Annotated in this window: 17 protein-coding genes and 1 pseudogene; 5 read left to right on the top strand and 13 right to left on the bottom strand. The window is 72.9% G+C overall.

What is annotated here, in order from left to right:
* The first annotated feature begins 87 nt into the window (after positions 1-87).
* Together KV381_RS27060 and KV381_RS27055 are read left to right on the top strand one after the other, a co-directional pair.
* Complete coding sequence (locus KV381_RS27060) at positions 88-969, top strand: acetylxylan esterase (RefSeq protein ID WP_249627921.1); 882 nt, start codon at positions 88-90, stop codon at positions 967-969.
* 24 nt (positions 970-993) lie between these two features.
* Entirely contained in the window at positions 994-2,499 is a 1,506-nt protein-coding gene (locus KV381_RS27055) for a carboxylesterase/lipase family protein (RefSeq protein ID WP_218786594.1), read from the top strand.
* A gap of 9 nt (positions 2,500-2,508) precedes the next feature.
* Here the strand turns inward: KV381_RS27055 and KV381_RS27050 are convergent, their stop codons facing one another.
* Positions 2,509-3,627 (bottom strand): CdaR family transcriptional regulator, encoded by a 1,119-nt coding sequence (locus tag KV381_RS27050; RefSeq protein ID WP_103536778.1) that lies wholly within the window; start codon positions 3,625-3,627, stop codon positions 2,509-2,511.
* A gap of 234 nt (positions 3,628-3,861) precedes the next feature.
* Between KV381_RS27050 and KV381_RS27045 the strand changes: the two genes are divergently transcribed.
* The 3 genes from KV381_RS27045 (at position 3,862) to KV381_RS27035 (ending at position 6,510) form a co-directional block, all read left to right on the top strand.
* The gene (locus KV381_RS27045; RefSeq protein WP_030078958.1) at positions 3,862-4,818 is read left to right on the top strand and encodes an aldo/keto reductase; all 957 of its coding nucleotides are present in this window, start codon (positions 3,862-3,864) and stop codon (positions 4,816-4,818) included.
* Positions 4,819-4,957: 139 nt separating this feature from the next.
* Positions 4,958-6,169: a sorbosone dehydrogenase family protein gene (locus KV381_RS27040; protein ID WP_256995160.1), complete on the top strand. Its 1,212-nt coding sequence runs from the start codon at positions 4,958-4,960 to the stop codon at positions 6,167-6,169.
* Positions 6,170-6,207: 38 nt separating this feature from the next.
* Positions 6,208-6,510 (top strand): DUF6191 domain-containing protein, encoded by a 303-nt coding sequence (locus KV381_RS27035; RefSeq protein WP_098026720.1) that lies wholly within the window; start codon positions 6,208-6,210, stop codon positions 6,508-6,510.
* Positions 6,511-6,537: 27 nt separating this feature from the next.
* On the opposite strand, the pseudogene KV381_RS27030 reads toward KV381_RS27035, so the two are convergent.
* From KV381_RS27030 to KV381_RS26975, 12 genes and pseudogenes are all read right to left on the bottom strand, one after another.
* Positions 6,538-9,688, bottom strand: a pseudogene (locus KV381_RS27030) (AAA family ATPase).
* A gap of 53 nt (positions 9,689-9,741) precedes the next feature.
* Entirely contained in the window at positions 9,742-9,918 is a 177-nt protein-coding gene (locus tag KV381_RS27025) for a hypothetical protein (RefSeq protein WP_218786593.1), read from the bottom strand.
* Between the two features lie 223 nt (positions 9,919-10,141).
* The gene (locus tag KV381_RS27020; RefSeq protein ID WP_218786592.1) at positions 10,142-10,900 is read right to left on the bottom strand and encodes a hypothetical protein; all 759 of its coding nucleotides are present in this window, start codon (positions 10,898-10,900) and stop codon (positions 10,142-10,144) included.
* A gap of 59 nt (positions 10,901-10,959) precedes the next feature.
* On the bottom strand, positions 10,960-11,517 hold the full coding sequence (locus tag KV381_RS27015) for a GNAT family N-acetyltransferase (RefSeq protein WP_030078968.1): 558 nt from the start codon (positions 11,515-11,517) through the stop codon (positions 10,960-10,962).
* Complete coding sequence (locus tag KV381_RS27010; RefSeq protein WP_030078970.1) at positions 11,495-13,735, bottom strand: MMPL family transporter; 2,241 nt, start codon at positions 13,733-13,735, stop codon at positions 11,495-11,497. The genes KV381_RS27015 and KV381_RS27010 overlap by 23 nt, the downstream gene beginning before the upstream one ends.
* A gap of 190 nt (positions 13,736-13,925) precedes the next feature.
* Positions 13,926-16,028 carry a phosphocholine-specific phospholipase C gene (locus tag KV381_RS27005; RefSeq protein ID WP_030078972.1) on the bottom strand — a complete coding sequence of 701 codons (2,103 nt, stop codon included), beginning with the start codon at positions 16,026-16,028 and terminating at the stop codon, positions 13,926-13,928.
* 134 nt (positions 16,029-16,162) lie between these two features.
* Complete coding sequence (locus KV381_RS27000) at positions 16,163-17,422, bottom strand: SLC13 family permease (RefSeq protein WP_030632713.1); 1,260 nt, start codon at positions 17,420-17,422, stop codon at positions 16,163-16,165.
* 78 nt (positions 17,423-17,500) lie between these two features.
* The gene (gatB, locus tag KV381_RS26995; RefSeq protein ID WP_218786591.1) at positions 17,501-19,009 is read right to left on the bottom strand and encodes an Asp-tRNA(Asn)/Glu-tRNA(Gln) amidotransferase subunit GatB; all 1,509 of its coding nucleotides are present in this window, start codon (positions 19,007-19,009) and stop codon (positions 17,501-17,503) included.
* Positions 19,010-19,025: 16 nt separating this feature from the next.
* Positions 19,026-19,259, bottom strand: a complete 234-nt coding sequence (locus KV381_RS26990) for a hypothetical protein (RefSeq protein WP_030078978.1) — start codon at positions 19,257-19,259, stop codon at positions 19,026-19,028.
* 5 nt (positions 19,260-19,264) lie between these two features.
* On the bottom strand, positions 19,265-20,767 hold the full coding sequence (gatA, locus tag KV381_RS26985) for an Asp-tRNA(Asn)/Glu-tRNA(Gln) amidotransferase subunit GatA (protein ID WP_218786590.1): 1,503 nt from the start codon (positions 20,765-20,767) through the stop codon (positions 19,265-19,267).
* A gap of 5 nt (positions 20,768-20,772) precedes the next feature.
* Entirely contained in the window at positions 20,773-21,069 is a 297-nt protein-coding gene (gatC, locus tag KV381_RS26980) for an Asp-tRNA(Asn)/Glu-tRNA(Gln) amidotransferase subunit GatC (RefSeq protein ID WP_003966094.1), read from the bottom strand.
* A gap of 116 nt (positions 21,070-21,185) precedes the next feature.
* Positions 21,186-23,354, bottom strand: coding sequence for a bifunctional diguanylate cyclase/phosphodiesterase (locus KV381_RS26975; protein ID WP_030078987.1), 2,169 nt, complete (start codon positions 23,352-23,354; stop codon positions 21,186-21,188).
* Positions 23,355-23,648 lie beyond the last annotated feature (294 nt).

The following is a 23,648-nucleotide window of genomic DNA, read 5'->3' as shown; positions in this document are numbered from 1 at the left end:
GCCACCCGCCACTCGCCCAGGATGTGCGGTCGGACACCGATGTGACCCGGACGCGTCACCCGGTCCACCCCGACGTCAGGAGTCGCCGTGCTGTGGAGAAGGAAACTGCTCGTCCCGTTGGCCGCGCTCGCCCTGGCCCTGACCGCGTCGACCGGCGCGGGCACCGCGGTGGCGGCCCCGGACACCCCCGTGGCCGCCGCCGCGCCCACCGCTTCGGCCGCCGCCGACTTCGGCGCCCCCGGCCCGTACGCCACCGCGGTGGAGGTCGGCGCGATCACCACCCTGTACTACCCGCGCGACATCGCCGACAGCGACCGCCGTCACCCGGTGATCGTGTGGGGCAACGGCACCGGCGGCGTCCCCCTCGTCTACCGGGAGCTGCTGCTCCACTGGGCAGGGCAGGGCTTCATCGTCGCCGCCGCGAACACCCCGCAGTCCAACCTCGGCATCTCCATGCGTGCGGGCATCGACCTGCTCACCGGCCGGAACGCCGACCCGGGCAGTGTCTTCTTCGACCGCGTCGACCTGGAGCACATCGGCGCCTCGGGGCACTCGCAGGGCGGCGCGGCCGCCATCGTCGTCGGCGCGGATCCCCGTATCGACGCCATCCTGCCGATCCAGCCCGGTCCGCTGGCGAACATCAACGCGGTGCACGTGCCCGCGCTGCTGCTGGCCGGCCAGCAGGACAGCATCGTCTTCCCCGCCCTCGTCCGGGCCTTCTACCACGCCGCCGACCATATTCCGGCCCTCTACGGCGAGTTGCGCGGCGCCGACCACTTCACGGTCGTCGGCGACCCCGGTCCGTTCGCCGCGCCGACCACCGCCTGGTTCCGTGCCCACCTCATGGGCGACCAGGAGGCCCGCGCCCAGTTCTTCGGACCCGGCTGCGGCATCTGCGCCGACACCGCCACCTGGTCCGACGTCCGCCGGAACAGCCTGGCCCTGAGCCTCCCGGCCACCACTCCGTAACCCGCCCCGACCGATCGGACCGGCATGGACATCATCGCGACGACGCGCCACGGGAAGGTACGCGGCCGCGTCGACCGGGGCATCGCCTCCTACCGGGGAATCCCGTACGCCGCCGCGCCCTTCGGGGTCCACCGGTTCCGCGCCCCCGCCCCCCTCGAGCCCTGGGAGGGGGTGCGCGACGCGCTGGAGTTCGGGCCGACCGCGCCGCAACGCCCCTACCGGCCGCCGCTGGACCGGCTGATCCCCGAGGTGGACGTCCCCGGGGACGAGTGCCTCAACCTCAACGTCTGGGCGCCCGAGCGGGCCGCCGGACCTCTGCCGGTGCTGGTGTGGATCCACGGAGGCTCCCTGCGGAACGGTTCCGCCGCCATGCCCCTGTACGACGGCGAGGCCTTCGCGCGCGACGGTGTGGTCCTCGTATCGGTCAACTACCGGCTCGGGGTCGAAGGGTTCGGCGTCTTCCCCGACGCGCCCGACAACCGGGGGCTGCTGGACCAGATCGCCGCCCTGACCTGGGTGCGGGACAACATCGCGGGGTTCGGCGGAGACCCCGCGCGCGTCACGGTGTGCGGCGAGTCCGCCGGAGCCATCAGCATCGCCGCCCTGCTGACCAGCCCTCGGGCGGCCGGTCTGTTCCACCGGGCGGTCCTGCAGAGCGGCGCGCCGCACACCGTGCCGCGCGACCGGGGCGCGCGGACCGTGCGCGCGATGGCGAAGGCGCTGCGGGCGCCGGCCACCGCGGAGGCGTTCGCCGCGGTGGACCGCGCACGGCTGCTGGACGCCCAGCACGAGGTGGCCGGCCGGGCCGACCCGATCAGCGGTGGTCCCGGCTTCCACATCGTGGTCGACGACGACGTGGTGCCGGCCGATCCGCCGCCGCCCTCGGTCGATCTGCTGCTGGGCTGCAACCGGGAGGAGTACCGGCTGTGGTTCGTGCCGAGCGGGGCGCTGGACCGTGTCAACGGACTCACGCTGCGGCTGGCCCTGCTGAAGTTCCGGATCCCCGGCCGGGTGGCGCGGCTGTACCGGGCGGGCCGGCCGGGCGCGAAGCCGGGGGTGATCCTCGGTGAGATGGCCACCGACCTGCTGCTCCGGGGGCCGCTCAACCGGCTGGCGGACTCCCGGCTGCCGGGCGCCGGGCTCCCGGGCTCCGGGCACTCCGGTGCCGGGACCGGCGGCTCCCCGGCGGCCGCTTCCCCGCCCGGCGGCCCCGCGGTCTCCGGTTCCCGGCCCGCGCGGACGTTCTTCTACGAGTTCGCCTGGCGCTCGCCGGTCCTGGAGCTGGGCGCCTGTCATGCGCTGGAGATCGGTTTCGTCTTCGACAACCTCCGGTACGGCGAGGCGCTGACCGGCCCGGACGCCCCGCAGCCGCTGGCCGACGCCATGCACCGGGCCTGGGTCGGCTTCGCCGCCACGGGCGACCCCGGCTGGGCCACCTGGGACGGCAGACGGCCGGTCAGGGTCTTCGACCACCCCGGTACGTCCACGGTGCTCGCGCCGCGCCAGGAGGAGCTGCGGGCCTGGCTGTAGCGGCGAACGTCAGACGCCCCCCAGGGCCCGGGCGACCAGCGCGGCCTGGAGCAGCCGCGCGTCGGCGGGCACGTTCGGGTCGAGACCGGTCAGGGTGCTCACCCGGTGCAGCCGGTAGTCCAGCGTGTTGCGGTGGACGCACAGCTCCGCGGCGCTCCGGCTGCGGTGGTGCCCGTGGTCGACGAAGACCCGCAGCGTCTCCAGCAGGTACGGATGGTCGTCCAGCGGGTCGAGCTTGGCGGCCAGCCGCCGCAACGCCTCGCCGGGACGCGCGAGCTGGTACTCCAGGAGCACGTCGTCGAGCCGGTACAGCCCCGGCGGGCGGCCCAGCCGCCGGACGAGTTCGCGTACGCGCCCGGCCTCCTTCGCCGCCGCCGGAACGGCCTCCGGCCCGGCGGCCGGGGAAGCGGCCGCGCACACCCGCTGCCCGATGTCCTTCCCGAGCGCGTCCGGCAGGCCGGAGAGGTCACGGCCGCCCGGCAGCAGCGCGATGCCGGCGACATGGTCCATCAGCACCGGGACGCCCACGTGGGCCTCGATCGACGACTGCACCAGCCGGGCCGGCGGATGCGACGCGAAGGCCAGGGCGAGCACCTCGTGGCCCCCGGTCACCGTGACCCCCGCGGCCTCCGCCAGTTCCTCGTACGGCCGGCCGGCCAGCAGCGCGGTCAGCAGCGCCCGCCGCACCCGCTTGTCCTCGCTGTGGATGTCCTCCTGGGCCGTGCGGTGCGCGAGCACGACGGCGGGCATCGCCGCGTGCAGACAGGCCAGCAGCGTGGCTCCGGCTCCGGTCAGCTCCTCGGGCTCCGCCGTCTCGGCCAGCGTCTGCCACCAGACCTCCGCGCCGACGAGGTAGGCGGCGATCACCGCCTCCAGCGGCACCCGCTCCTCGGCCCGGCGCCCCGACCACTCGATGAGCCGGGTCAGCTCGCCCGGGCTCAGCACGCCGTCCTGGCGCAGCGCCCGCAGCAGCAGATCGTTCACGGCCGTGACCGAGCGGGTGACCTCGCCCTCCAGCGTGTGGCGCGGCAACTCCCCGTAGAACGGGATCTCCGCCGTGCACCGGGCGACCACGGCAGCGGTGAGGTCACCGCTGCGAGCAGCCATCCGTGCGTGTAGGGCGGGCATCGGCGTATCGTCACATCGCCCAAACGCTTCCGTCAATCACTCCCCGAACTCCCCCGACAGGGACCTGCGTCGTGGATCGGACGGGCGTGGCCGTCCGGGTCCGGGACCGCGTTTCCCGCGCCGTTCCCGGAGGAGCCGCCCGTGGACCGCGGCGGAGGGGAACGGCGGAACGGCGCGTCCAGGAAAGGGTTCGGGGAGTTGGAGAGCAGGACAATCGGGGCGGCGGGGCTTGCCGTGGGCACGGTCGGTCTCGGCTGTATGCCGATGAGCTGGGGTTACAGCGCGTCGCAGCAGCTCGGCGACCGTTCGGTGCGGACGGTGCACGCGGCTCTGGACGCGGGCGTCCGGCTGCTCGACACCGCGGACATGTACGGCCCGTTCACCAATGAGCTGCTGGTGGGGCGGGCGTTGAAGGGCCGCCGCGGGGAGGCGTTCATCTCCACCAAGTGCGGGCTGCTGGTGGGCGATCAGCACATCGTCGCCAACGGCCGCCCCGGGTACGTCCGCCGGGCCTGCGACGCCTCGCTGCGGCGGCTCCAGACCGATGTGATCGACCTCTACCAGCTGCACCGGGCCGACCCCGAGGTGCCGGTGGAGGAGACCTGGGGTGCGCTGGCGGAGCTGGTGACCGCGGGCAAGGTGCGCTCGCTCGGACTGTGTGCGGTGGGGGCGCGGGCCCCGCGCCGTTCGGGCGAGGGGCCGCATGAGGGAACGATCCGCCAACTGGAGCGGATCCAGCAGGTCTTCCCGGTCAGCGCCGTGGAGGCGGAGCTGTCGGTGTGGTCGCGCGAGGCGCTGGCGGAGCTGCTGCCGTGGTGTGTGGCGCGCGGGGTCGGGCTGCTGGCCGCGATGCCGTTGGGCAGCGGCTATCTGACCGGGACGCTGAAGCCTGGCCAGGGTTTCGAGCCGGAGGATCTGCGGGCCAGGCATCCACGGTTCACAGCGGAGGTGATGGCGGCGAACCAGCCGGTGGTGGCCGGTCTGCGGCGGGTCGCGGAGCGTCGGGGGGCGACCGTGGCCCAGGTGGCGCTGGCGTGGGTGCTGCGTCAGGGCCCGCATGTGGTGCCGGTGCCGGGGGCGAAGCGGGAGCGGTGGGCGGTGGAGAACGCCGGGGCGGCACGGGTGGTCCTGGACGACCGGGACCTGGCGGAGATCGACGCCCTGCCCGCCGCCCGCGAATCGTGGGACTGATCGGGGCGGGTCCGGTGGACCGGGCGTCTCGGCCCGGACGGCGGGAGAATGGGCGGATCGGGAACTCCTGGGCCGGCCGAGGTGGAGGAACAGGGTGCGGGAGCAGGTAGTCGGGCAAGCGTCGAAAGGAATCGGTTCCGTGCGTGGTGCTCAGTTCGGACCTGTGCAGCCCCGGGCGATGCGCAGGGGGGTGGTGGCGGCGCTGGCGTCGGCCGCCCTGCTGCTGTCGGCCGCGTGTTCCGCCGACGGGGACGGGGGTGCGTCCGGGCGGCCCGCGGGTTCCCCGACCGCCTCGGAGGGCTCCGCTCCGCCGGCCTCGCCGAGCCGCTCGGCCGATCTGCCGCCCGCGAAGGGGTCGGAGAAGGTTCTCTCGACGCTGACCGAGGAGCTGAAGTCGCCCTGGGGTCTGGCCGCGCTGCCGGGCGGTGATCTGCTGGTGTCCTCGCGGGACGAGGGCACGGTCCACCGGATCGACGGCGAGAGCGGGAAGCAGACGCTGCTGGGCTCGGTGCCCGGGGTGGCCCCGGCCGGCGAGGGCGGGCTGCTCGGGCTCGCCGTCTCCTCCACGTTCGGCGCGGACCAGCTGGTGTACGCCTACTTCACCACCACGTCCGACAACCGGATCGTCCGCATGAGCTACGACGAGAAGCGCCCGGCGGGGCAGCAGCTCGGCGCTCCGGACACCGTCCTGCGCGGCATCCCCAAGGGCAGCATCCACAACGGCGGCCGGATCGCCTTCGGCCCGGACAAGATGCTGTACGCGGGCACGGGCGAGACCGGGGACACCGGGCTGGCCCAGGACAAGGAGTCGCTGGCGGGCAAGATCCTGCGGATGACCCCCGACGGCGAGCCGGTGCACGGCAATCCGGAGGCGGACTCGGTGGTGTATTCGTACGGGCACCGCAATGTGCAGGGGCTCGCCTGGGACAAGGAGAAGCGGCTGTGGGCCGCCGAGTTCGGCCAGAACACCTGGGACGAGCTGAATCTGATCGAGCCCGGCGGCAACTACGGCTGGCCCGAGGTCGAGGGCGAGGAGGGCGAGGACGGGTTCATCGACCCGGTGGCGCAGTGGAAGACCTCGGAGGCCTCCCCCAGCGGGATCGCGTACGCGGAGGGCTCGATCTGGATGGCCGGGCTGCGCGGTGAGCGGCTGTGGCGGATTCCGCTGTCGGGCGAGAAGGCGGCGGAACCTTATGCCGACCCCCAGTCGTTCCTGGAGGAGAAGCACGGCCGCCTGCGCACTGTGGTGAGTGCGGGGAGCGACCGCTTGTGGCTGGTCACCAGCAACACGGACGGACGGGGCACGCCGAAGCCCGGGGACGACAGGGTCCTCCTGGTGGAAGTGGAGTAGCCGCTCGCCCGCGAGGCATGTCGGAGGGAGCACGGCCGGTGTTCAATTTCTTCGAGGAGCTCTTCGCCCCGGGACGCAAACATGTCTCCGACGAGCAGAAGCGGCTGGAGTTGAGCCGGGTGGATCTCGGCATCGGCGATCCGAACCGGGGGCCGATAGACCTGACCTCCGGGAAGGTGACCGTGCGCGCCCCGGTGCTGGACGGTGCCGCCGAGCCGGAGCACCGGAACGGGCGTATGCGGCCGGTCGCGCCCGAGCAGGACGCCGTGCTCGACCGGCCCCGGGCCGGGAAGCCGGTGAGCGGGCCGGAGCGCCGGGCCGAGGAGGATCCCGAGGGCTAGGGTGTTTCCGGCGGATCTTGACCGGGTTTACGCGGTCGGGTAGAGGCGCAGGCGGTGGGCGAGGGCGGCCGCCTCGCCCCGGCTGGAGACGCCGAGCTTGGCCAGGATGTTGGAGACGTGCACACTCGCGGTCTTCGGCGAGATGAACAGCTCCTCGGCGATCCTGCGGTTGGTGTGCCCCGCCGCGACCAGCCGGTGCACGTCCTGCTCGCGCGGGGTCAGCCCGAAGGACGCCACGGCGGCGACGGCCGGGTCCTGTTCCTCGCCCGGCGCCGGTTCCCGGCCCTCTCCGCCCGGCTCGGCGGCCAGGACGGCCGGGTGGATCCCGCTGTCGTCGCCGGGCGCCGTGCCGGGGCCGTCCAGGGTGATGCGGGCCCGGGCCGCCAGTTGTACGACCGCCTCGGCGAGCGGGCGGGCGCCGAGCCGGCGGGCGGCCTCCAGGGAGCGGTGCAGCAGGGCGGTGGCGGTGGCCCGGTCACCGGGGGCGATGAGCAGCGACTCCGCCCAGCGGCGGTGGATCTGGGCCAGTTGGTACGGGCGGCACAGCGGGCCGAAGGCCTCGGCGGCGCGGGCCCAGTGGCCGGGGGTGTCCGTGCCCTCCGCCCGGGCCAGCTCCGCCTCGATGAAGACGCCGTAGGCCACCCATACGGGAACGAGCATCGGGAGGTTCTTCAGGCACCGGCGGATCAGGGCGAGCAGCCTCGGCCGGTCCGGTTCGGCGGCGGGCAGTCCGCGGGCGTCCGCCTCGATCATGGCGGCGGTCTGGAGCAGCGGCAGGGCGTAGCGCTGGGTGCCGGGCGGGAAGCCGGCCCCGGCCAGCTCCTCGAACGCGGTCCGGGCCTCGGCGAGCCTGCCCTGGAGGGCGGCCAGCACCATGCCGTGCCGGACGGGGTCGATCACGTGCTGGTGCTGCGGATCGCGGTGCCCGAACAGCTTGTGCACCTGGGCGAGCAGCTCCTCGCCCTCGGCGAAATCACCGCGGGAGACGGCCAGTTCGGTACGGCGCAGCGCGGCGAGGCCCTTGCCCCTGGAGCCCAGCGCCAGCCGGGCGGAGGACGCGGCGGCGGCCTCGCTCTGGGACCAGTGGCCGAGGGAGAACAGGGACTGCGACTGGTTGGCGTACACCCAGGCCCCGGAGTCGGCCAGGCCGTGGCTGTGGCAGATCTCGATGCCGTGGTCGGCGGCGGCGACGGCCTCCAGCGAGCGGCCCATCGCTTCGAGCGAGGAGGGCAGGTTGACGCTGACCCGGCCGAGGAGGTTCATCAGGTGCAGTTGCTCGGCGCGGTCCCGGACGGCGTACATCTCGGCGAGGCCGTCCTCGACGCCGCCCGCGTCAGCGGTGAGCCAGCCCCGGGTGAGACGGGCGTGCAACTCGATGTACTCGTCGCCGACGAGCCGGGCGTACTCCACCGCGCGGTCGCTGTCGGCCAGCGCCTCCGATCCCGGCCGGTGCAGCGCCTTCCAACTGGCCACGTTGGTCAGGACGTCGGCCTGTACGGCGGACGGCGGCAGTCCGCGTACCCGTTCCTGCGCGGTGGCCAGCTCCTCCCAGCCGTCCCCCTTGTCGAGGGACTGCGCCAGCCGGCTGCGCTGCACCAGGAACCAGGCCTCGCGCAGCGGGTCGGACTCGGAGGCCAGGACCCGCATGGCCTTCTTGGAGATGGCCAGGGCGCGGGTGCGGTCGCCGCCGAAGTGGGCGGCGACGGTGGCCTCGGCCATCACGTCCAGGTAGCGCAGCGGGGTGTTCTCCGGGTCGCACGCGGAGGCCGGGTAGACCTCCGCGTAGTCGAAGGGGCGCAGGGTGGCGCGTACCGCGTCGGGAACGTCGTCCCACAGCTCCATCGCCCGCTCCAGGAGCCGCAGTTGCTCGGAGTAGGCGTAGCGGCGGCGGGCTTCGACGGCGGCCCGGAGGACGGCGGGCAGGGCCTTGGGGGCGTCGTGGGCGGCGTACCAGTAGCTGGCGAGGCGGGTGGCGCGTTCGTCGTCCCGTACGAGGGAGGGGTCGGCCTCCAGGGCTTCGGCGTAGCGGCGGTTGACGCGGGTGCGTTCGCCGGGCAGCAGGTCGTCGCTGACGGCCTCGCGGACCAGCGAGTGCCGGAAGCGGTAGCCGTCGCTGTCGGGTGCGGGTTGCAGCAGGTTGGCGCCGACGGCCGCGCGCAGGGCCTCGTCGAGCTCGTCCTCGCCGAGTCCGGCGACGGCGGCGAGCAGTTCGTGTTCGACGAACGAGCCCCCCCTCGGCGACCAGTCTGGCGATCCGCTGGGCGTGCTCGGGCAGCGCCTCCACGCGGACGAGCAGGAGGTCGCGGAGCGATTCGGTCAGCCCGGAGCTGTCACCGCAGCACTCCAGGGAGCGGGCGAGCTCCTCGACGAAGAAGGCGTTGCCGTCGGAGCGGTCGAAGATCTCGTCGACGAGTGCGGCCTCGGGCGTCGCGGCGAGGATGCCGGCGAGCTGGTGGCCGACCTCGTCGTGGCTGAACCGGTCGAGTTCGACGCGGGTGACGGTGCGCAGCCGGTCCAGCTCGGCGAGGAGCGGGCGCAGCGGGTGGCGGCGGTGGATGTCGTCGGCACGGTAGGTGCCGACGACCATGAGGCGGCCGGTGCTCAGGGTGCGGAAGAGATAGGCGAGCAGATGCCGGGTGGAGGTGTCGGCCCAGTGGAGGTCCTCCAGGACGAGGACGACCGCCCGGTCGGCGGAGATCCGCTCCAGCAGCCGGACGGTGAGTTCGAAGAGGCGGGCGGTGCTGTGCTCGTCGGTCGCGTCCCGGTGGACCTCGCCCAGCTCGGGCAGCAGGCGGGCCAGTTCGCCCTCCTGCCCGGCGACGGCGGCGGCCATCTCCTCGGGCAGGGCCCGGCGCAGGGCGCGCAGGGCGGTCGGGAAGGGGGCGAACGGCAGTCCGTCGGCCCCGATCTCGACGCAGGAGCCGACGGCCACCACGGCGTCGCGCCGCTCGGCCGCCGTGACGAACTGCTCGACCAGCCGGGTCTTGCCGACGCCCGCCTCGCCGCCGATCAGCAGCGCCTGGGGGTCGCCGGACGCTGCCCGCCCGAGCGCCTCGGTGAGCGAGGCGAGCTCCTCGGCGCGCCCGACGAACACGGGGCTCACTGACCTGGTCTCCACGCCGCCGAGCATCGCATACGCGTGCGAGGCGGCGGGATGTTTTTCGCCGACGGTGATCATGCTCCGGGCGCGGTCCGGTCCCGGCTCGGCGGTCGTCCCGGGCCCGGACACGGTCAGGCGGCCGGGGCGAAGCGGGTGGGGTCGGCCTCCATCACCTTCCCTCCCGGATCGCCGCGTCCGGTACGGCGGGCGGCGCGGCGGAGGCGGCGGGCCCGGCCGGTCTCGCGCTCGGCGTCGGCCCGGCGGATCAGCTCGGCCGAGGTGTGGCGGTAGAGCTCGTACGCGTACATGAGGTACTCCCCGATTCCTGGTCGTGGCAGCGGACCGGAGGGGTGCCCGGCCGGTCGGCCGGGGCCCTGTGTTCGCCGTGTGTCCACTGTCGTCGGCCAGGAGGGGGTGCCGCATCGGGCGAGTTCCGCATCTTCGCGGCGGTGGGGGCCTTAGGCGGGCTCACCCCGTGTCCGAGGGATGAGCGGGGGCCTTAGACGTGTGCCGTACGGGGCGCGGCCCGGGTCAGCCGGCGGCCGGAGTGCCCGCGGTGGGCAGCGCGACGAAGAGGTCGAAGTACATGCCCACGGAGATCAGGACGCCGAGCGCGCCGAGGGCGACACCGGCCAGCGCGACCGCGCGGACCCAGCCGGGCTGCGGCTTCTCGGAGGGGACGCCGAAGGCGGGGCGGACCAGGACGAAGACGCCGACGAGCAGGGCCAGGACGGCGAAGACGCCGTTGACCAGGGCGGTGGTGTGCCAGGCGTCGCCGTAGATCTCGGAGATCTGCTGGGCCGCGCTGCCGCCGCCGGAGGTCTTGATCTGGCCGATGAGCGTCTCGCGCTCGGCGGCGACCCGGCCGGTCCACGCGCCGGTCAGGGCGACGACGCCCAGGGCGGCGGAGACGACGGCGGCCGCGCCCGCGCCGACGCCGCGCCGGGCCTCGGTGAAGGGGTCGGGCTCCAGGTCCTCGTCGGCGTCGTCGGCCTCGGCGGTCCGGTCGGCCCGGTCGGTCCCGTCGGCGACGTCGTCGGAGGCCGTCGTGGCGTCGGCCGCGCCGGACGGCGTACCGGTGGCGTCCTTCGCGAGCGGGTCCTTCGCCGTGGCGTCCTGGCCGGTCGTGTCCGGCCCGGTCGTGTCCGGCCCGGTCGTGTCCGGCCCGGTCGCGTCCTGTCCGGTCGCGTCCTCCGTAACGGCGTCGGCGGTGCCCTCGGCGGGGTCGGTCGTCCCGGCGGGCGGGGTGGTCGGGGACGGGGTCGTCGTCCTGGAGGGGGTGGTGTTCATGCGCCGCACGCTAGGGGGCCCGGATGAGAGCCCCCTTAACGCCGGGCGTGCGCCGGGCCTCAGCGCCCCGCGCGGGCCTTCCACTCCGGGGCGAGGACGGACCAGATCTCCGAGTCGTGGCGCTCCCCCCGGTAGAAGTAGCTCTGCCGGAGCACCCCGTCCCGGGTCATCCCGAGCCGCTTCGCCACCGCGATCGACCGGGTGTTCCCGGGAGAGGCGTCCCACTCCACGCGGTGCATGCCGCGTTCGTACACCGCCCAGTCGATCAGCCGCTCGGCGGCGCGGGTGATCAGCCCGCGGCCCTGGGCGGCGGGCTCCAGCCAGACGCCGACCTCGCAGTTGCCCCGTTCGGCGTCGAAGGACGGGAAGAGGACGCCGCCGACGAGAGTGCCCGCCAGCCAGATCCCGTACAGCCGTCCGGTGTCCGCCGCCTGCTTGTCCGCGTACTTCTGGAGCAGGGCGCGCGCCGAGTCCAGGTCGGTGGCGTACGAGGCGAACGGGATCCACGGGTCGAGCAGTTCCCGGGCCCGGTCCATGTGGGCCAGGAACTCCACGGCCTGCCAGGGCTCCAGCGGGCGCAGCTCCGCCGTCTCGTCACCCAGCGATATGGCGAACATCGTGCTCCTCCTCGGTGTGCGCGGCGCCCTCCTCCGTGGCGCGCGCCCCCGGGATCTTCGCATGGAGCGGTACGCAGTCGGGCGGCTCGATGCTGATCCTGGGCAGCCGTCGCTCCAGCCAGCCCGGCAGCCACCAGTTCGCCCCGCCGAGCATGTGCATCAGGGCGGGCACCAGCAGGGTGCGCAGGACGAAGGCGTCCAGCGCCACGGCGGTGGCGAGCGCGATGCCGAACATCGCGATGACCCGGTCGCCGCTGAGCACGAAGGCGAGGAAGACGGAGATCATGATCACGGCGGCGGAGTTGATCACCCGGCCGGTCTCGGCGAGGCCGACCCGGACGGCCCGTCGGTTGTCGCCGGTCTCCAGCCACTCCTCGTACATCCGTCCGACCAGGAAGACCTGGTAGTCCATGGAGAGGCCGAAGAGGACCGAGACCATGATCACGGGCAGGAAGGGTTCGATGGGCCCGGCGCTGCCGAGGCCGAGCAGTTCGCTGCCCCAGCCCCACTGGAAGACGGCCACGACGACGCCGAAGGAGGAGGCGACGGCGGCGACGTTCATCACGGCGGCCTTGAGCGGGATGCCGATGGAGCGGAAGGCCAGGAGCAGCAGCAGGCAGCCGAGTCCGATGACCACGCCGACGAAGAGCGGCAGCTTGCCGACGATGATCTCGGCGAAGTCGTCGTAGCTCGCCGTCACCCCGCCGACATGGGCCTCCAGCGAGGTCGTGTCCTGGACCGGCGGGAGCACGTCGGCGCGGATCCGGTCGACCAGCTCGCTGGTGTCCTGCGACTGCGGTGACGAGTCGGGTACGACGGTGAGGAAGGCGGTGTCGCCGCCCGCGTTGTAGGTGACCGGGCTGACGGAGGCGACGCCCTCGGTGGAGCGCAGCGTCTCGGGCAGCGAGTCCAGCGCCAGCCGGTCGTCCGCGCCGTCGAGCTGGGCGGCGATGGTGAGGGGGCCGTTGACGCCGGGCCCGAAGCCGTCGGCGAGCAGGTCGTAGGCCTGCCGGGTGGTGGCCGTGGCCGGGTTGTTGCCCTGGTCGGAGGTGCCCAGGTGGAGGCCGAGGGCGGGCAGCGCGAGCACCACCATGACGATCGCCGCGACGCCGCCGAGCAGCTTGGGGTGGCGCTCGACGAAGGCGGACCAGCGGGCGGCGAAGCCGGTGGGCAGTTCGGGCCGGGGTCCGTGTTCGGCGAGCTGTCGCCGCTCGCGGCGGCTGAGCGCCCGCATCCCGATGCGGGAGAGCAGCGCGGGCAGCAGGGTGACGGAGGCCATCACGGTGAGGACGACGGTGAGCGAGGCGGCGATGGCGACGCCGTTGAGGAAGCTCAGCCGCAGGATCAGCATGCCGAGGAGCGCGATGCAGACGGTGGCCCCGGCGAAGACGACCGCGCGCCCGGTGGTCGTGACGGCGTTCTCGGCCGCTTCGTCGACCGACATCCCGCGCCGGAGTCCTCTGCGGTGTCTGGTGACGATGAACAGGGCGTAGTCGATGCCCACGCCGAGCCCGATGAGCATGCCGAGCATCGGGGCGAAGTCGGCGACGGTCATCACCTGGCCGAGCAGCACGATGCCCGCGTAGGCGGTGCCGACGGAGACCAGGGCGGTGGCGATGGGCAGCAGACTGGCGGCGAGCGAGCCGAAGGCGAGGAAGAGCACGACGGCCGCGACGACGACGCCGATGCCCTCGGCGAGGTGGACGGAGGGCGCTTCGGTGAGGGCGACGGCGGTGCCGCCCAGCTCGACCTGGAGCCCGTCGGCCTCGGCGGCCTTCGCGGTGTCGACGAGGGCCTGTGCCTGGGCGGCGGGGATCTCGTCGGCGGGCTTGTCGAAGGTGACCGTGGCGTAGGCGGTGTGGCCGTCCTCGCTGATCTGCCCGGAACCGGCGGCTCCGTAGGGGCCGGTGACCCCGCCCACGCCGGGCAGGCCCTCGATCGCGTGGAGCGTGTGGGTCATGGTCTGCTCGACGTCGGCGGCGCGGACCGTGGAGCCGGTGGTGTGCCAGACGACGGTGTCGGTGTCGCCGCCGAGGTCGGTGAAGCCGCGCGAGAGGAGTTCGGTGGCCCGGCCGGATTCCGTGCCGGGGACCTCGTAGTCGTTGGAGTAGGCCGAACCCACGAAACCCGCCGCGGCGGTGGTTCCGCCGAGGGCGGCGAGCCAGATGAGGACGGCGACGAGGCGGTGCCTGATGCACCAGCGGGCGATGGCAGCCAACGGATGAGCTCCCTGCGGGTTCGTGGACCTTTACCCGCAGATAACGTGATCTGCCCGCAAACGTCTCATGACCTGAGACCGTCACTCTGTCAGCAGAACGTGATCCTTTGTCCGTTTCGTGGCCATGGTCACAGGGCTTGATCTGTTCCCTACACGGGCTGGATCAAGCCCTGTGACCCCTCGGATCCGGTCAGCCGGAGACGCTGGCGCGGCCGTTCTCGATGTGCCCCATGAGCCGTCGCCGGAAGCCGTCCTCGCCGTCGACGGTGACCTCGATGTCGTACCAGCCGTGGGCGTCGGCCGCCGAGTGCACGAGCGACCGGCCGCGGCCCGGCTTGACCGTGACCCGGCGGGTCCAGTCCCGTACGTCGTCCTCGTCGACGTAGCCGAGCGGCCGCACCAGGAAGGTCAGGGGCCGGCGGCCGGTGTTGCGCAGGGTGAGGTGGATGTCGCGGTCGCGGTGGTCGATGCGGCCGGCGACCTCCGCTCCCCCGTCGGCCGGTCCGGCGAACTCGCGCCGGAAGCCGTTCGGCCCGGTGACCGTGAAGCGGTACGCCTCACCGGTCAGCGGCACGGTCCAGTGCGCGCTGCCCCGGACGTCCTTGTGCTGCGGGGCCGGGAACTCGCCCGCGTACGGGTACAGCGCGAAGTGCGCCGAGGACCGGCCGGTGTTGTCGAGCTCCACCCGCAGCGCGTCGCCCGACCGCCGAGCGTGGGCGTCCGGCCGGTAGGGCAGCGGGCGCGCCGGGCGTGCGCCGGGCTCCTGCTCGGGCAGCTGCTGGACCGCCGGCGGCTTCGGCTGCCAGCGTCCGCTGACCGGCGGGATCGCGCCGGGCTGCTCCACGGCGGGCTGCCGCCGGGCCCGGGTGAAGTCGAAGGCGGAGGTGAGGTCGCCGGTGACACGACGCCGCCAGTCGCTGATGTTGGGCTCCTTCACCCCGGTCCAGCGCTCCAGGAAGCGGATGACGGAGGTGTGGTCGAAGACCTCGGAGCAGACGTATCCGCCGACGGTCCACGGCGAGACGACCAGCAGCGGCACCCGGATCCCGAGGCCGGTGGGCCGGCCCTCCCACTGCTCGTCGGTGACCTCGGGGGGTGCGACGGGCGGCGGGACGTGGTCGAAGAAGCCGTCGTTCTCGTCGTAGTTGATCAGTACGGCGGTGTGCCGCCAGACGTCCGGGTGCTTGCCGAGCGCGTCGAGGATCTTGTAGACGATGGTGGCGCTGTGCACCGGCGACGAGGTGCTCGGGTGCTCGGAGTCGATCGCCGAGGGCACCAGGTAGGAGACCTCCGGCAGCGTCCCGGCCGCCACGTCCTTGGCGAACTCGTCCGCCAGCGTTCCGGTGGGCACCCGGCGCAGCGCCCTCTCGAACAGGCTGCGCTCCTGTTGCGTGAGGGTGGCGACGCCCTCCTCCAGCAGCCCGAGGAGCCGGGTGCGCTCGGCCTCGGAGGCGCCGCGGACCTTGGCGTAGAAGGACTCCATGTAGGTGTGGCCGCCGGTCTTGGCCAGTGCCTTGCGGGCGACCGCCTTGAAGGTGGCGTAGAACTCGATCTGGTTGTCGGTGAAGTTCTCCCACTCGGTGTACGTGCGCCAGCTGCGCCCGGCCTTCTCCAGCCGCTCGGCGTAGGTGGACCAGTCGTAGCCGGGGTGGGTGCCCTCGCTGTAGGCGTCGTTGCCGACGGCCCGTTTCCCGTTCGCCTCGAAGCCGGTCTTTCCGCTCCAGAGGTGGTTGCGGTTGGGGCTGGTGGAGGTGTGGATCGAGGAGTGGTAGGCGTCGCAGACGGTGAAGGTGTCGGCCAGCTCGTAGTGGAGCGGGATGTCACGGCGGTCGTAGTACGCCATCGTGGCCGCGGTCTTCGCGCTGATCCAGCCGTTCATCCAGCCGCCGGCCCAGGCTTTCGCGCCGCCGTTCCAGGAGTGGTCGAGGGCGCCGATGTACTGGAGGTCCTTCTTCTGCTCCTCGGCCGCGCCGCGCACCGGGAAGGGCAGCACGGTGGAGCCGGCCGCGTCGGGCTGCTCGAACACCGTGGAGCCGGTGGGCAGCTCGATGGCGTTACGGTCGCCGAAGCCGCGGACGCCGCGCAGGGTGCCGAAGTAGTGGTCGAAGGACCGGTTCTCCTGCATCAGGATCACCACATGCTTGATCGACCCGAGCCCGCCGGACCCCGCGTGGGCGGGCTGCGCGGCGATGGCGGCCTGGAGCGACGGCGGCAGGAACGATCCGGCCGCAGCGGCGCCGAGTGCGCCGCCGCCCAGCGCGAAGAGCCGTCGCCGTGACATGTCCGTGGTCAAAGGAGCCTCCTGGTTCCGGTGGTTACAGCCGGGAAGCTAGTCAGACCGGGTGGCGTCGGGAAGGACTGCGTACGGCCCGGTGGTGAACGTCCAAGAGGTCCCACCCGAAAGTCCAACCCGCGGTGACGGCGTCCTCACACCCCGATGAGGTGCAGCGACCCCCACAGTGCGAGGGTCGCGGCGAGCAGCGTCGCCGGTACGGTCGCGAGGCCGAGGCGGGTGAAGCGGCCCAGCTCCGGGGCGTCCCCGTGGGCGTGCAGGATGCGCCGCCACAGGAGCGTGGCCAGCGAGCCGACGTAGGTGAGGTTCGGCCCGAGGTTCACCCCGATCAGGGCGGCGAGCAGCGGTCCGGGCCCGGCCGGCGCGACGATCGGCAGCAGGGCGAGGATCGCGGGCAGGTTGTTGATCAGGTTGGCGAGCAGGGCCGCGACCACGGCGACGCCGAGCAGGGCGGGCAGGGTGTGGCCGTCGGGCAGCAGGGCGGCGATGCCGTCGCCGAGGCCGTTGTCGACGACCGCCTTGACGACGACGCCGAGCGCGAGGACGAAGAGGCAGAACAGCGGGTTGGCCGAGCGGACGACGGCGAGCGGTGTGGTCTCCCGCTTGGCGAGCGCCCGTACGGCGAGCACCAGGGCCCCGGCCAGCGCCGCCCACAGCGGCTCGGCCCCCTCGAACGAGGTCACGACGAACCCGGCGAGGGTCAGCGCCAGCACGACGAGCGTGAAAACGGGCACGGGGGTGCGCTCCGCCTCGGGATCCGGCGCGTGCGCCCCGGCGGCCAGGTCGTCCCGGAAGGCCCGGCGGAAGACGGCGTACTCGACGGCGATGGCGGCGAGCCAGGGCAGCGCCATCAGCGCGGCGAACCGGGTGAAGGAGAGACCGCTCGCGGTGAACGCCAGGAGATTGGTGAGGTTGGAGACGGGGAGCAGGAGCGAGGCGGAGTTGGCCAGGTGCGCGCAGGCGTAGACGTACGGGCGGGGCCGCGCGCCGACCCGGGCGGCGGTGGCGAGGACGACCGGGGTGAGCAGGACGACGGTGGCGTCCAGGCTGAGGACGGCGGTGACGATCGAGGCGACGACGAAGACCCCGCCGAGCAGGGGCCGGGTCTGCCCGTGACAGGCGCGGGCGACCCAGTCACCGGCGGCCCGGAACAGCCCTTCGTCGGCGCAGAGCTGCGCCAGCACCAGGATCGCGGCGAGGAAGCCGACCACCGGCAGCAGCTCGCCGACCTGCTCCCGCGCCTCGGGCCAGGAGACCGCACCGACCACCACGACCAGCACGGCGGCGGGCACGGCGACGGTCGCCTCCGGCAGGCCCCGGGGGCGTACGACGGCGAAGGCGAGGACGCCCAGCAGCAGGGCGAAGGAGACGAGCTCGGCGGTGACGGTGTTCAGGGGTTCTCTCCGGACGGGTGGAGGGGCGGTGCCCCCGTGTCACGGGTGCACCGCCCCTCCGGGTGGTGATCGGGGTGATCAGCCCTCGACGCCGAGCTTCTCCAGGATCAGCTCGCGCACGCGCCCCGCGTCGGCCTGACCGCGGGTGGCCTTCATGACCGCGCCGACGAGCGCGCCCGCCGCCGCGACCTTGCCGCCGCGGATCTTGTCCGCGATGGCCGCGTTGCCCGCGATGGCCTCGTCCACGGCCGTGGACAGCGCGCCCTCGTCCGAGACGACCTTCAGGCCGCGCTTCTCCACGACGGTGTCCGGGTCGCCCTCGCCCGCGAGGACGCCCTCGATGACCTGGCGGGCCAGCTTGTCGTTGAGGTCGCCCTTGGCGACGAGTGCGGCCACCCGGGCGACCTGCGCCGGGGTGATCGGCAGCTCGTCCAGACCGCGGCCGGTCTCGTTGGCGTTACGGGCCAGCTCGCCCATCCACCACTTGCGGGCCTGGTCCGCGGGGGCGCCCGCCTCGATCGTGGCGACGATCAGGTCGACCGCGCCCGCGTTGAGGATGGACTGCATGTCGTGCTCGGAGACGCCCCACTCCTCCTTGAGCCGCGCCCGGCGCAGCCGGGGCAGCTCGGGGAGGCCCTTGCGGAGCTCCTCGACCCACTCGCGGGCCGGCGCCACGGGCACCAGGTCCGGCTCGGGGAAGTAGCGGTAGTCCTCGGCGTTGTCCTTGATGCGGCCGGCCGTGGTGGAGCCGTCCTCCTCGTGGAAGTGCCGGGTCTCCTGCACGATCGTGCCGCCCGAGGACAGCACGGCGGCGTGCCGCTGGATCTCGAAGCGGGCGGCCCGCTCGACGGAACGCAGCGAGTTCACGTTCTTCGTCTCGGAGCGGGTGCCGAACTCCTCGCGACCGTGCGGGCGCAGCGACAGGTTCACGTCGCAGCGCATCTGGCCCATCTCCATGCGCGCCTCGGAGACCCCGAGCGCCTTGATCAGCTCGCGGAGCTCGGCGACGTACGCCTTGGCGACCTCCGGCGCGCGGGCGCCCGCGCCCTCGATCGGCTTGGTGACGATCTCGATGAGCGGGATGCCGGCCCGGTTGTAGTCGAGCAGGGAGTGGGACGCGCCGTGGATACGGCCGGTGGCGCCGCCGACGTGCGTCGACTTGCCGGTGTCCTCCTCCATGTGGGCGCGCTCGATCTGCACCCGGAAGATCTCGCCGTCCTCCAGCTGGACGTCCAGATAGCCGTCGAAGGCGATCGGCTCGTCGTACTGGGAGGTCTGGAAGTTCTTCGGCATGTCCGGATAGAAGTAGTTCTTCCGGGCGAAGCGGCACCAGTCGGCGATCTCGCAGTGGAGCGCGAGACCGATCTTGATGGCCGACTCCACGCCGATCTCGTTGACGACCGGCAGCGCGCCGGGCAGTCCGAGACAGACCGGGCAGGTCTGGGAGTTGGCGTCCTGCTTCAGCTCCGTGGAGCAGCCGCAGAACATCTTGGTCTTGGTGCCGAGCTCGACATGGACTTCGAGGCCCATGACGGGGTCGTAGGACGCGAGCGCGTCCTCGTACGACACCAGGTCAGTGACAGTCACGGTGAAACTTTCCCTCTCAGCCCAGCAGGACGTCGTCGTCGCCGAGACGCTTCAGTTCGCGATAGAGGATCGCGAGTCCGGTGACGATGGCGGCCGCGGAGACGGCAGCGTCGACGAGGCGCAGGATGTCGTTGTCGTTGCGGGCGAGCTTCGCCTGCTTGACGACACTGATGGCGCCGAACGCGGTACTGCCCATCGCGATGTACGCGCCCGTCTTGGACTTCTTGAAGTTCTTGGCCTTCTTTGCCATGGCACTCACAGCGACGGAGCCTCCTCAAGCAGCGGATGCCCCCACTTTTCCACGAACGCGGCCTCGACGGCCGCTCCGACCTTGTAGAGCCGGTCGTCCTTCATGGCGGGGGCGATGATCTGCAGTCCGACCGGCAGACCGTCCTCCGGGGCCAGGCCGCAGGGCAGCGACATGGCGGAGTTGCCGGCCAGGTTGGTGGGGATGGTGCACAGGTCCGCGAGGTACATCGCCATCGGGTCGTCGGCGCGCTCGCCGATCGGGAAGGCGGTGGTCGGGGTCGTCGGCGAGACGATCACGTCGACCTGCTCGAAGGCCTTCGCGAAGTCCTGGGTGATGAGGGTGCGGACCTTCTGGGCGGAGCCGTAGTACGCGTCGTAGTAGCCGGAGCTGAGCGCGTACGTACCCAGGATGATGCGGCGCTTGACCTCGTCGCCGAAGCCGGCCTCGCGGGTGAGGGCGGTGACGTCCTCGGCCGACTTCGTGCCGTCGTCGCCGACCCGCAGGCCGTAGCGCATGGCGTCGAAGCGGGCCAGGTTGGAGGAGCACTCGGACGGCGCGATCAGGTAGTACGCGGAGAGCGCCAGGTCGAAGGACGGGCAGTCCAGCTCGACGATGTCCGCGCCCAGCGACTTCAGCAGCTCGACCGACTCGTCGAAGCGCTGGAGCACACCGGTCTGGTAGCCCTCGCCGCGGAACTGCTTGACGACGCCGACGCGCATGCCCTGGACGGAGCCGTTGCGGGCGGCCTCGACGACCGGCGGGACCGGGGCGTCGATGGACGTCGAGTCCATCGGGTCGTGCCCGGCGATGGCCTCGTGCAGCAGCGCCGCGTCCAGGACCGTACGGGCGCAGGGCCCGCCCTGGTCGAGGGAGGACGAGAAGGCGACCATGCCGTAGCGGGAGACGCCGCCGTAGGTGGGCTTGACGCCGACCGTGCCGGTGACGGCGGCGGGCTGGCGGATGGAGCCGCCGGTGTCCGTGCCGATGGCGAGCGGGGCCTCGTAGGAGGCGAGGGCGGCGGAGGAGCCGCCGCCGGAGCCGCCGGGGATGCGGGTGAGGTCCCAGGGGTTGCCGGTGGGGCCGTAGGCGCTGTTCTCGGTGGAGGACCCCATGGCGAACTCGTCCATGTTGGTCTTGCCGAGGATGACGACGTCGGCGTCGCGCAGCTTCCGCGTGAGCGTGGCGTCGTACGGCGGGACCCAGCCCTCAAGGATCTTGGAACCGACGGTGGTCGGCATGTCCTTGGTGGTGAAGATGTCCTTCAGCGCGAGCGGGACGCCGGCCAGCGGGCCGAGCTTCTCGCCCGCCTCGCGCTTGGCGTCCACGGCACGGGCCTGGGCGAGCGCGCCCTCGCGGTCGATGTGCAGGAAGGCGTGGACCTTCTCGTCGACCGCGTCGATCCGGGCCAGGTGGGCCTCGGTGACCTCGACGGCGGTCAGCTCGCCGGAGGCGATCTTCCCGGCGATCTCGGCCGCGGTGAGCTTGATGATGGTGCTGATGTCCGTCATGGCGATTAGTCCTCCCCCAGGATCTGCGGCACCTTGAAACGCTGCTGCTCCTGGGCCGGGGCGCCGGAGAGCGCCTGCGCGGGGGTGAGCGACGGACGGACCTCGTCCGCGCGCATGACGTTGGTCAGCGGCAGCGGGTGGGAGGTCGGCGGTACGTCTTGGTCGGCGACCTCGGAGACGCGGGCGACCGCGCCGATGATGTCGTCGAGCTGACCGGCGAAGTGATCGAGCTCTTCGCCCTTCAGCTCCAGACGCGCCAGCCGGGCGAGGTGGGCGACCTCCTCGCGCGTGATGCCAGGCATGCAGCGATCCTCAGGGGTTGGTGTGTGGTTTTGAGCCCAATCCTATGGGGTCCTTCGACGCCGGGTGCCCCGGCCCGATGGGGCTACGCCTGTGCGGGCTCCGCTCCCGGGGATCTTCAGGGGGTGTCGGTCTCCGCGGCGCTGTTCACCGCGCCGTTCAGCGACCCGTTCATCGAGCCGGTGGCCGAGGCCGTCGCGGACCCCGCGGCGGCCGCCGCCTGGGCCTTCAGCTCGGCGGGCCTGCGCCAGCCGTGCTCGCCGCGCGCCCGCAGCCAGGCCGTCGTCTCCTGCGGCGGCATCGCGGCCGCCACCAGCCAGCCCTGCACCGCGTCGCACCGGAGGTCCCGCAACCGCTCCCAGGTCTCGTCGTCCTCGACACCTTCGGCGACGACGACCAGGCCGAGCGAGTGGGCCAGGTCGATGGTGCAGCGGACGATCTCCGCGTCCTCGTGGTCGACGGCGAGACGGGCCACGAAGGACCGGTCGATCTTCAGTTCGCTGACCGGAAGCCTGCGCAGGTGGACGAGGGAGGAGTAGCCGGTGCCGAAGTCGTCGAGGGACATCTTCACGCCGTGCGCGGTGAGCCCGGCCAGGGTATCGGCGGCGCGCTGCGGATCCTCCAGCAGCACATGCTCGGTGATCTCCAGTTGGAGCGCTCCCGCGGGCACGCCGTGGCGGGCCAGGCGGGCCGCGACGCCTCCCGCGAAGCCGGGGGTGTGGACGTCGCGCGGGGAGACGTTGACCGCGACGGGGACGCACAGGCCCTGTGCCCGCCAGCGGGCCACCTGGGCGAGCGCCGTCTCCAGGACGTACTCCGTGAGGTGCGGCATCAGGCCGGAGGACTCGGCGATGGCGATGAACTCGTCCGGGGGAACCCGGCCGCGCTCCGGGTGCACCCAGCGCACCAGCGCCTCCAGACCGGCGACCTGCCCGTCGAAGCGGACCTTGGGCTGGTAGTGCAGCTCGACCTCGCCCGCGTCCAGCGCCCGGCGCAGATCGCCGAGGAGCCCGAGCCGGTCGGGGGTGTTGCTGTCGCGCTTGGACTCGTAGACCTCCACGCCCGTGCGGTCCCGCTTGGCCTGGTACATCGCGACGTCCGCCCGGCGCAGCAGGCCCTCGGCGTCCAGGGCGTGGTCGGGGTAGACCGCGACCCCGGCGCTGGCCTCCAGGACGAGGGTCAGCCCGTCCAGGTCGAGCGGCGAGGACAGCTCGGCGACCAGATGGCGGGCGACCTGCTGGGCGCTGGTGGTGGAGTCGGTGTGCGGCAGCAGGACGGCGAACTCGTCGCCGCCGAGCCTGGCCGCCTCCGCACCGCGCGGCAGGGCGAGCCGCAGCCGCTCCGCTATCTGCAGCAGCAGCCGGTCGCCGGCCAGGTGGCCCAGGGTGTCGTTGACCGCGCGGAAGCGGTCCAGGTCGATGAGGACCAGGGCGGAACGGGTGCCGATGGACTCCGCGTCCTCCAGCGCCGACCAGGTGCGCTCCAGCAGCCACTGGCGGTTGGGCAGCCCGGTCAGCGGGTCGCGCAGCTGCTCCTCGGCGCGGGCGCGGGCGATCCAGAGCGTGGAGTCCAAAGCGATCAGCGGCACCGCGAAGAGCGGCAGCAGCACGGGCATGGACATCGCGACGGCGCAGATCAGCGGGGCGAGCCCGAGGAGCGCGACGGCGACGAGGCCCTGCCGGAGCATCGCGGTCCGGGCGATGGTGGGGAGCCCGCCGTTGTGCGGTGCCTGGGCGTACCACAGCAGGACCCGGGTGACGAGCAGATACGTGGACGCCGTCAGGAGCAGTTCCGGGACGGCCGCGATGCCCCAGTCGAGTGGCTGCCAGGGCTCCTCGACGGTGGGCACCTCGCCGAAGGCGGCCAGCACCAGGGCGGCCGCGCCGATGCCCAGCATGTCGACGCCGCCGTGCAACAGCCCCTGCCACCAGCGGTGCCGGCGGGCGGTCCCGACGAGCACCACGACGGCGAGGCTGACCAGCACGGCCGGCAGCCAGCCGTACAGCAGCAGCACCGCGAGGGTGAGGGCGGCCCCGGAGCCCGTGCCGCCCCACCAGCGGTCACGGCCGAGCGCCACCAGATGGCCGACGATGATGCCGGTGAGCACGGCCAGCGACCAGCCCACCGCCCCGTCCGGGAAGAGCGCGTGGCCCTGCTGGACGGTCCGGTAGGACCCGACCGCCAGCAGTAACGCGGCGATCCCCACGACGGCGGCGCCCACGGGGGGCGTGAGGCCGACGAAACCTTGCAGGCGCGACACCGGTGCGGCGCTCTCGGTCGGTTTCATTCCGTCCCTCTCACAGCCGGCGGTGCCGATGTCCCTCGGTGGCGCCCGCTCCCGTGGCGTCACGGCCCGGTCGAGCAGCCGTGCACGGCGGGCGCACCTCTCAACAGTAGGCCGCGAAAGGCTTCCAGGGGCAGCGCTCTACAGCTCTTGCCCGAATGCGAGCCGACCACCCGTCACCATCTGCTAATGGCCCGAACGGGTGGTGCGCCAGGGCCATTCGGGGAACGGCCGACCCTTCTTCACCCCTCTGCCCCGTTTCCTTCCCCGCCCGGGCCACGCCACGCCGGAGCAGCG

This window comes from Streptomyces sp. WY228 (assembly GCF_019287315.1).
GTDB classification, from domain to species: Bacteria; Actinomycetota; Actinomycetes; order Streptomycetales; family Streptomycetaceae; genus Streptomyces; species Streptomyces caviscabies.
This window is presented reverse-complemented; position numbering and strand designations above follow the sequence as displayed.

Excerpts from the sequence above, each read along its gene's own strand:
- KV381_RS26990 (WP_030078978.1), bottom strand. The coding sequence starts at position 19,259 with ATGGCAAAGAAGGCCAAGAACTTCAAGAAGTCCAAGACGGGCGCGTAC.
- KV381_RS27055 (WP_218786594.1), top strand. The coding sequence starts at position 994 with ATGGACATCATCGCGACGACGCGCCACGGGAAGGTACGCGGCCGCGTC.
- KV381_RS26975 (WP_030078987.1), bottom strand. The coding sequence starts at position 23,354 with ATGAAACCGACCGAGAGCGCCGCACCGGTGTCGCGCCTGCAAGGTTTC.
- gatA (WP_218786590.1), bottom strand. The coding sequence starts at position 20,767 with ATGACGGACATCAGCACCATCATCAAGCTCACCGCGGCCGAGATCGCC.
- KV381_RS27015 (WP_030078968.1), bottom strand. The coding sequence starts at position 11,517 with ATGTTCGCCATATCGCTGGGTGACGAGACGGCGGAGCTGCGCCCGCTG.
- KV381_RS27025 (WP_218786593.1), bottom strand. The coding sequence starts at position 9,918 with ATGTACGCGTACGAGCTCTACCGCCACACCTCGGCCGAGCTGATCCGC.
- gatC (WP_003966094.1), bottom strand. The coding sequence starts at position 21,069 with ATGCCTGGCATCACGCGCGAGGAGGTCGCCCACCTCGCCCGGCTGGCG.
- KV381_RS27020 (WP_218786592.1), bottom strand. The coding sequence starts at position 10,900 with ATGAACACCACCCCCTCCAGGACGACGACCCCGTCCCCGACCACCCCG.
- KV381_RS27050 (WP_103536778.1), bottom strand. The coding sequence starts at position 3,627 with ATGCCCGCCCTACACGCACGGATGGCTGCTCGCAGCGGTGACCTCACC.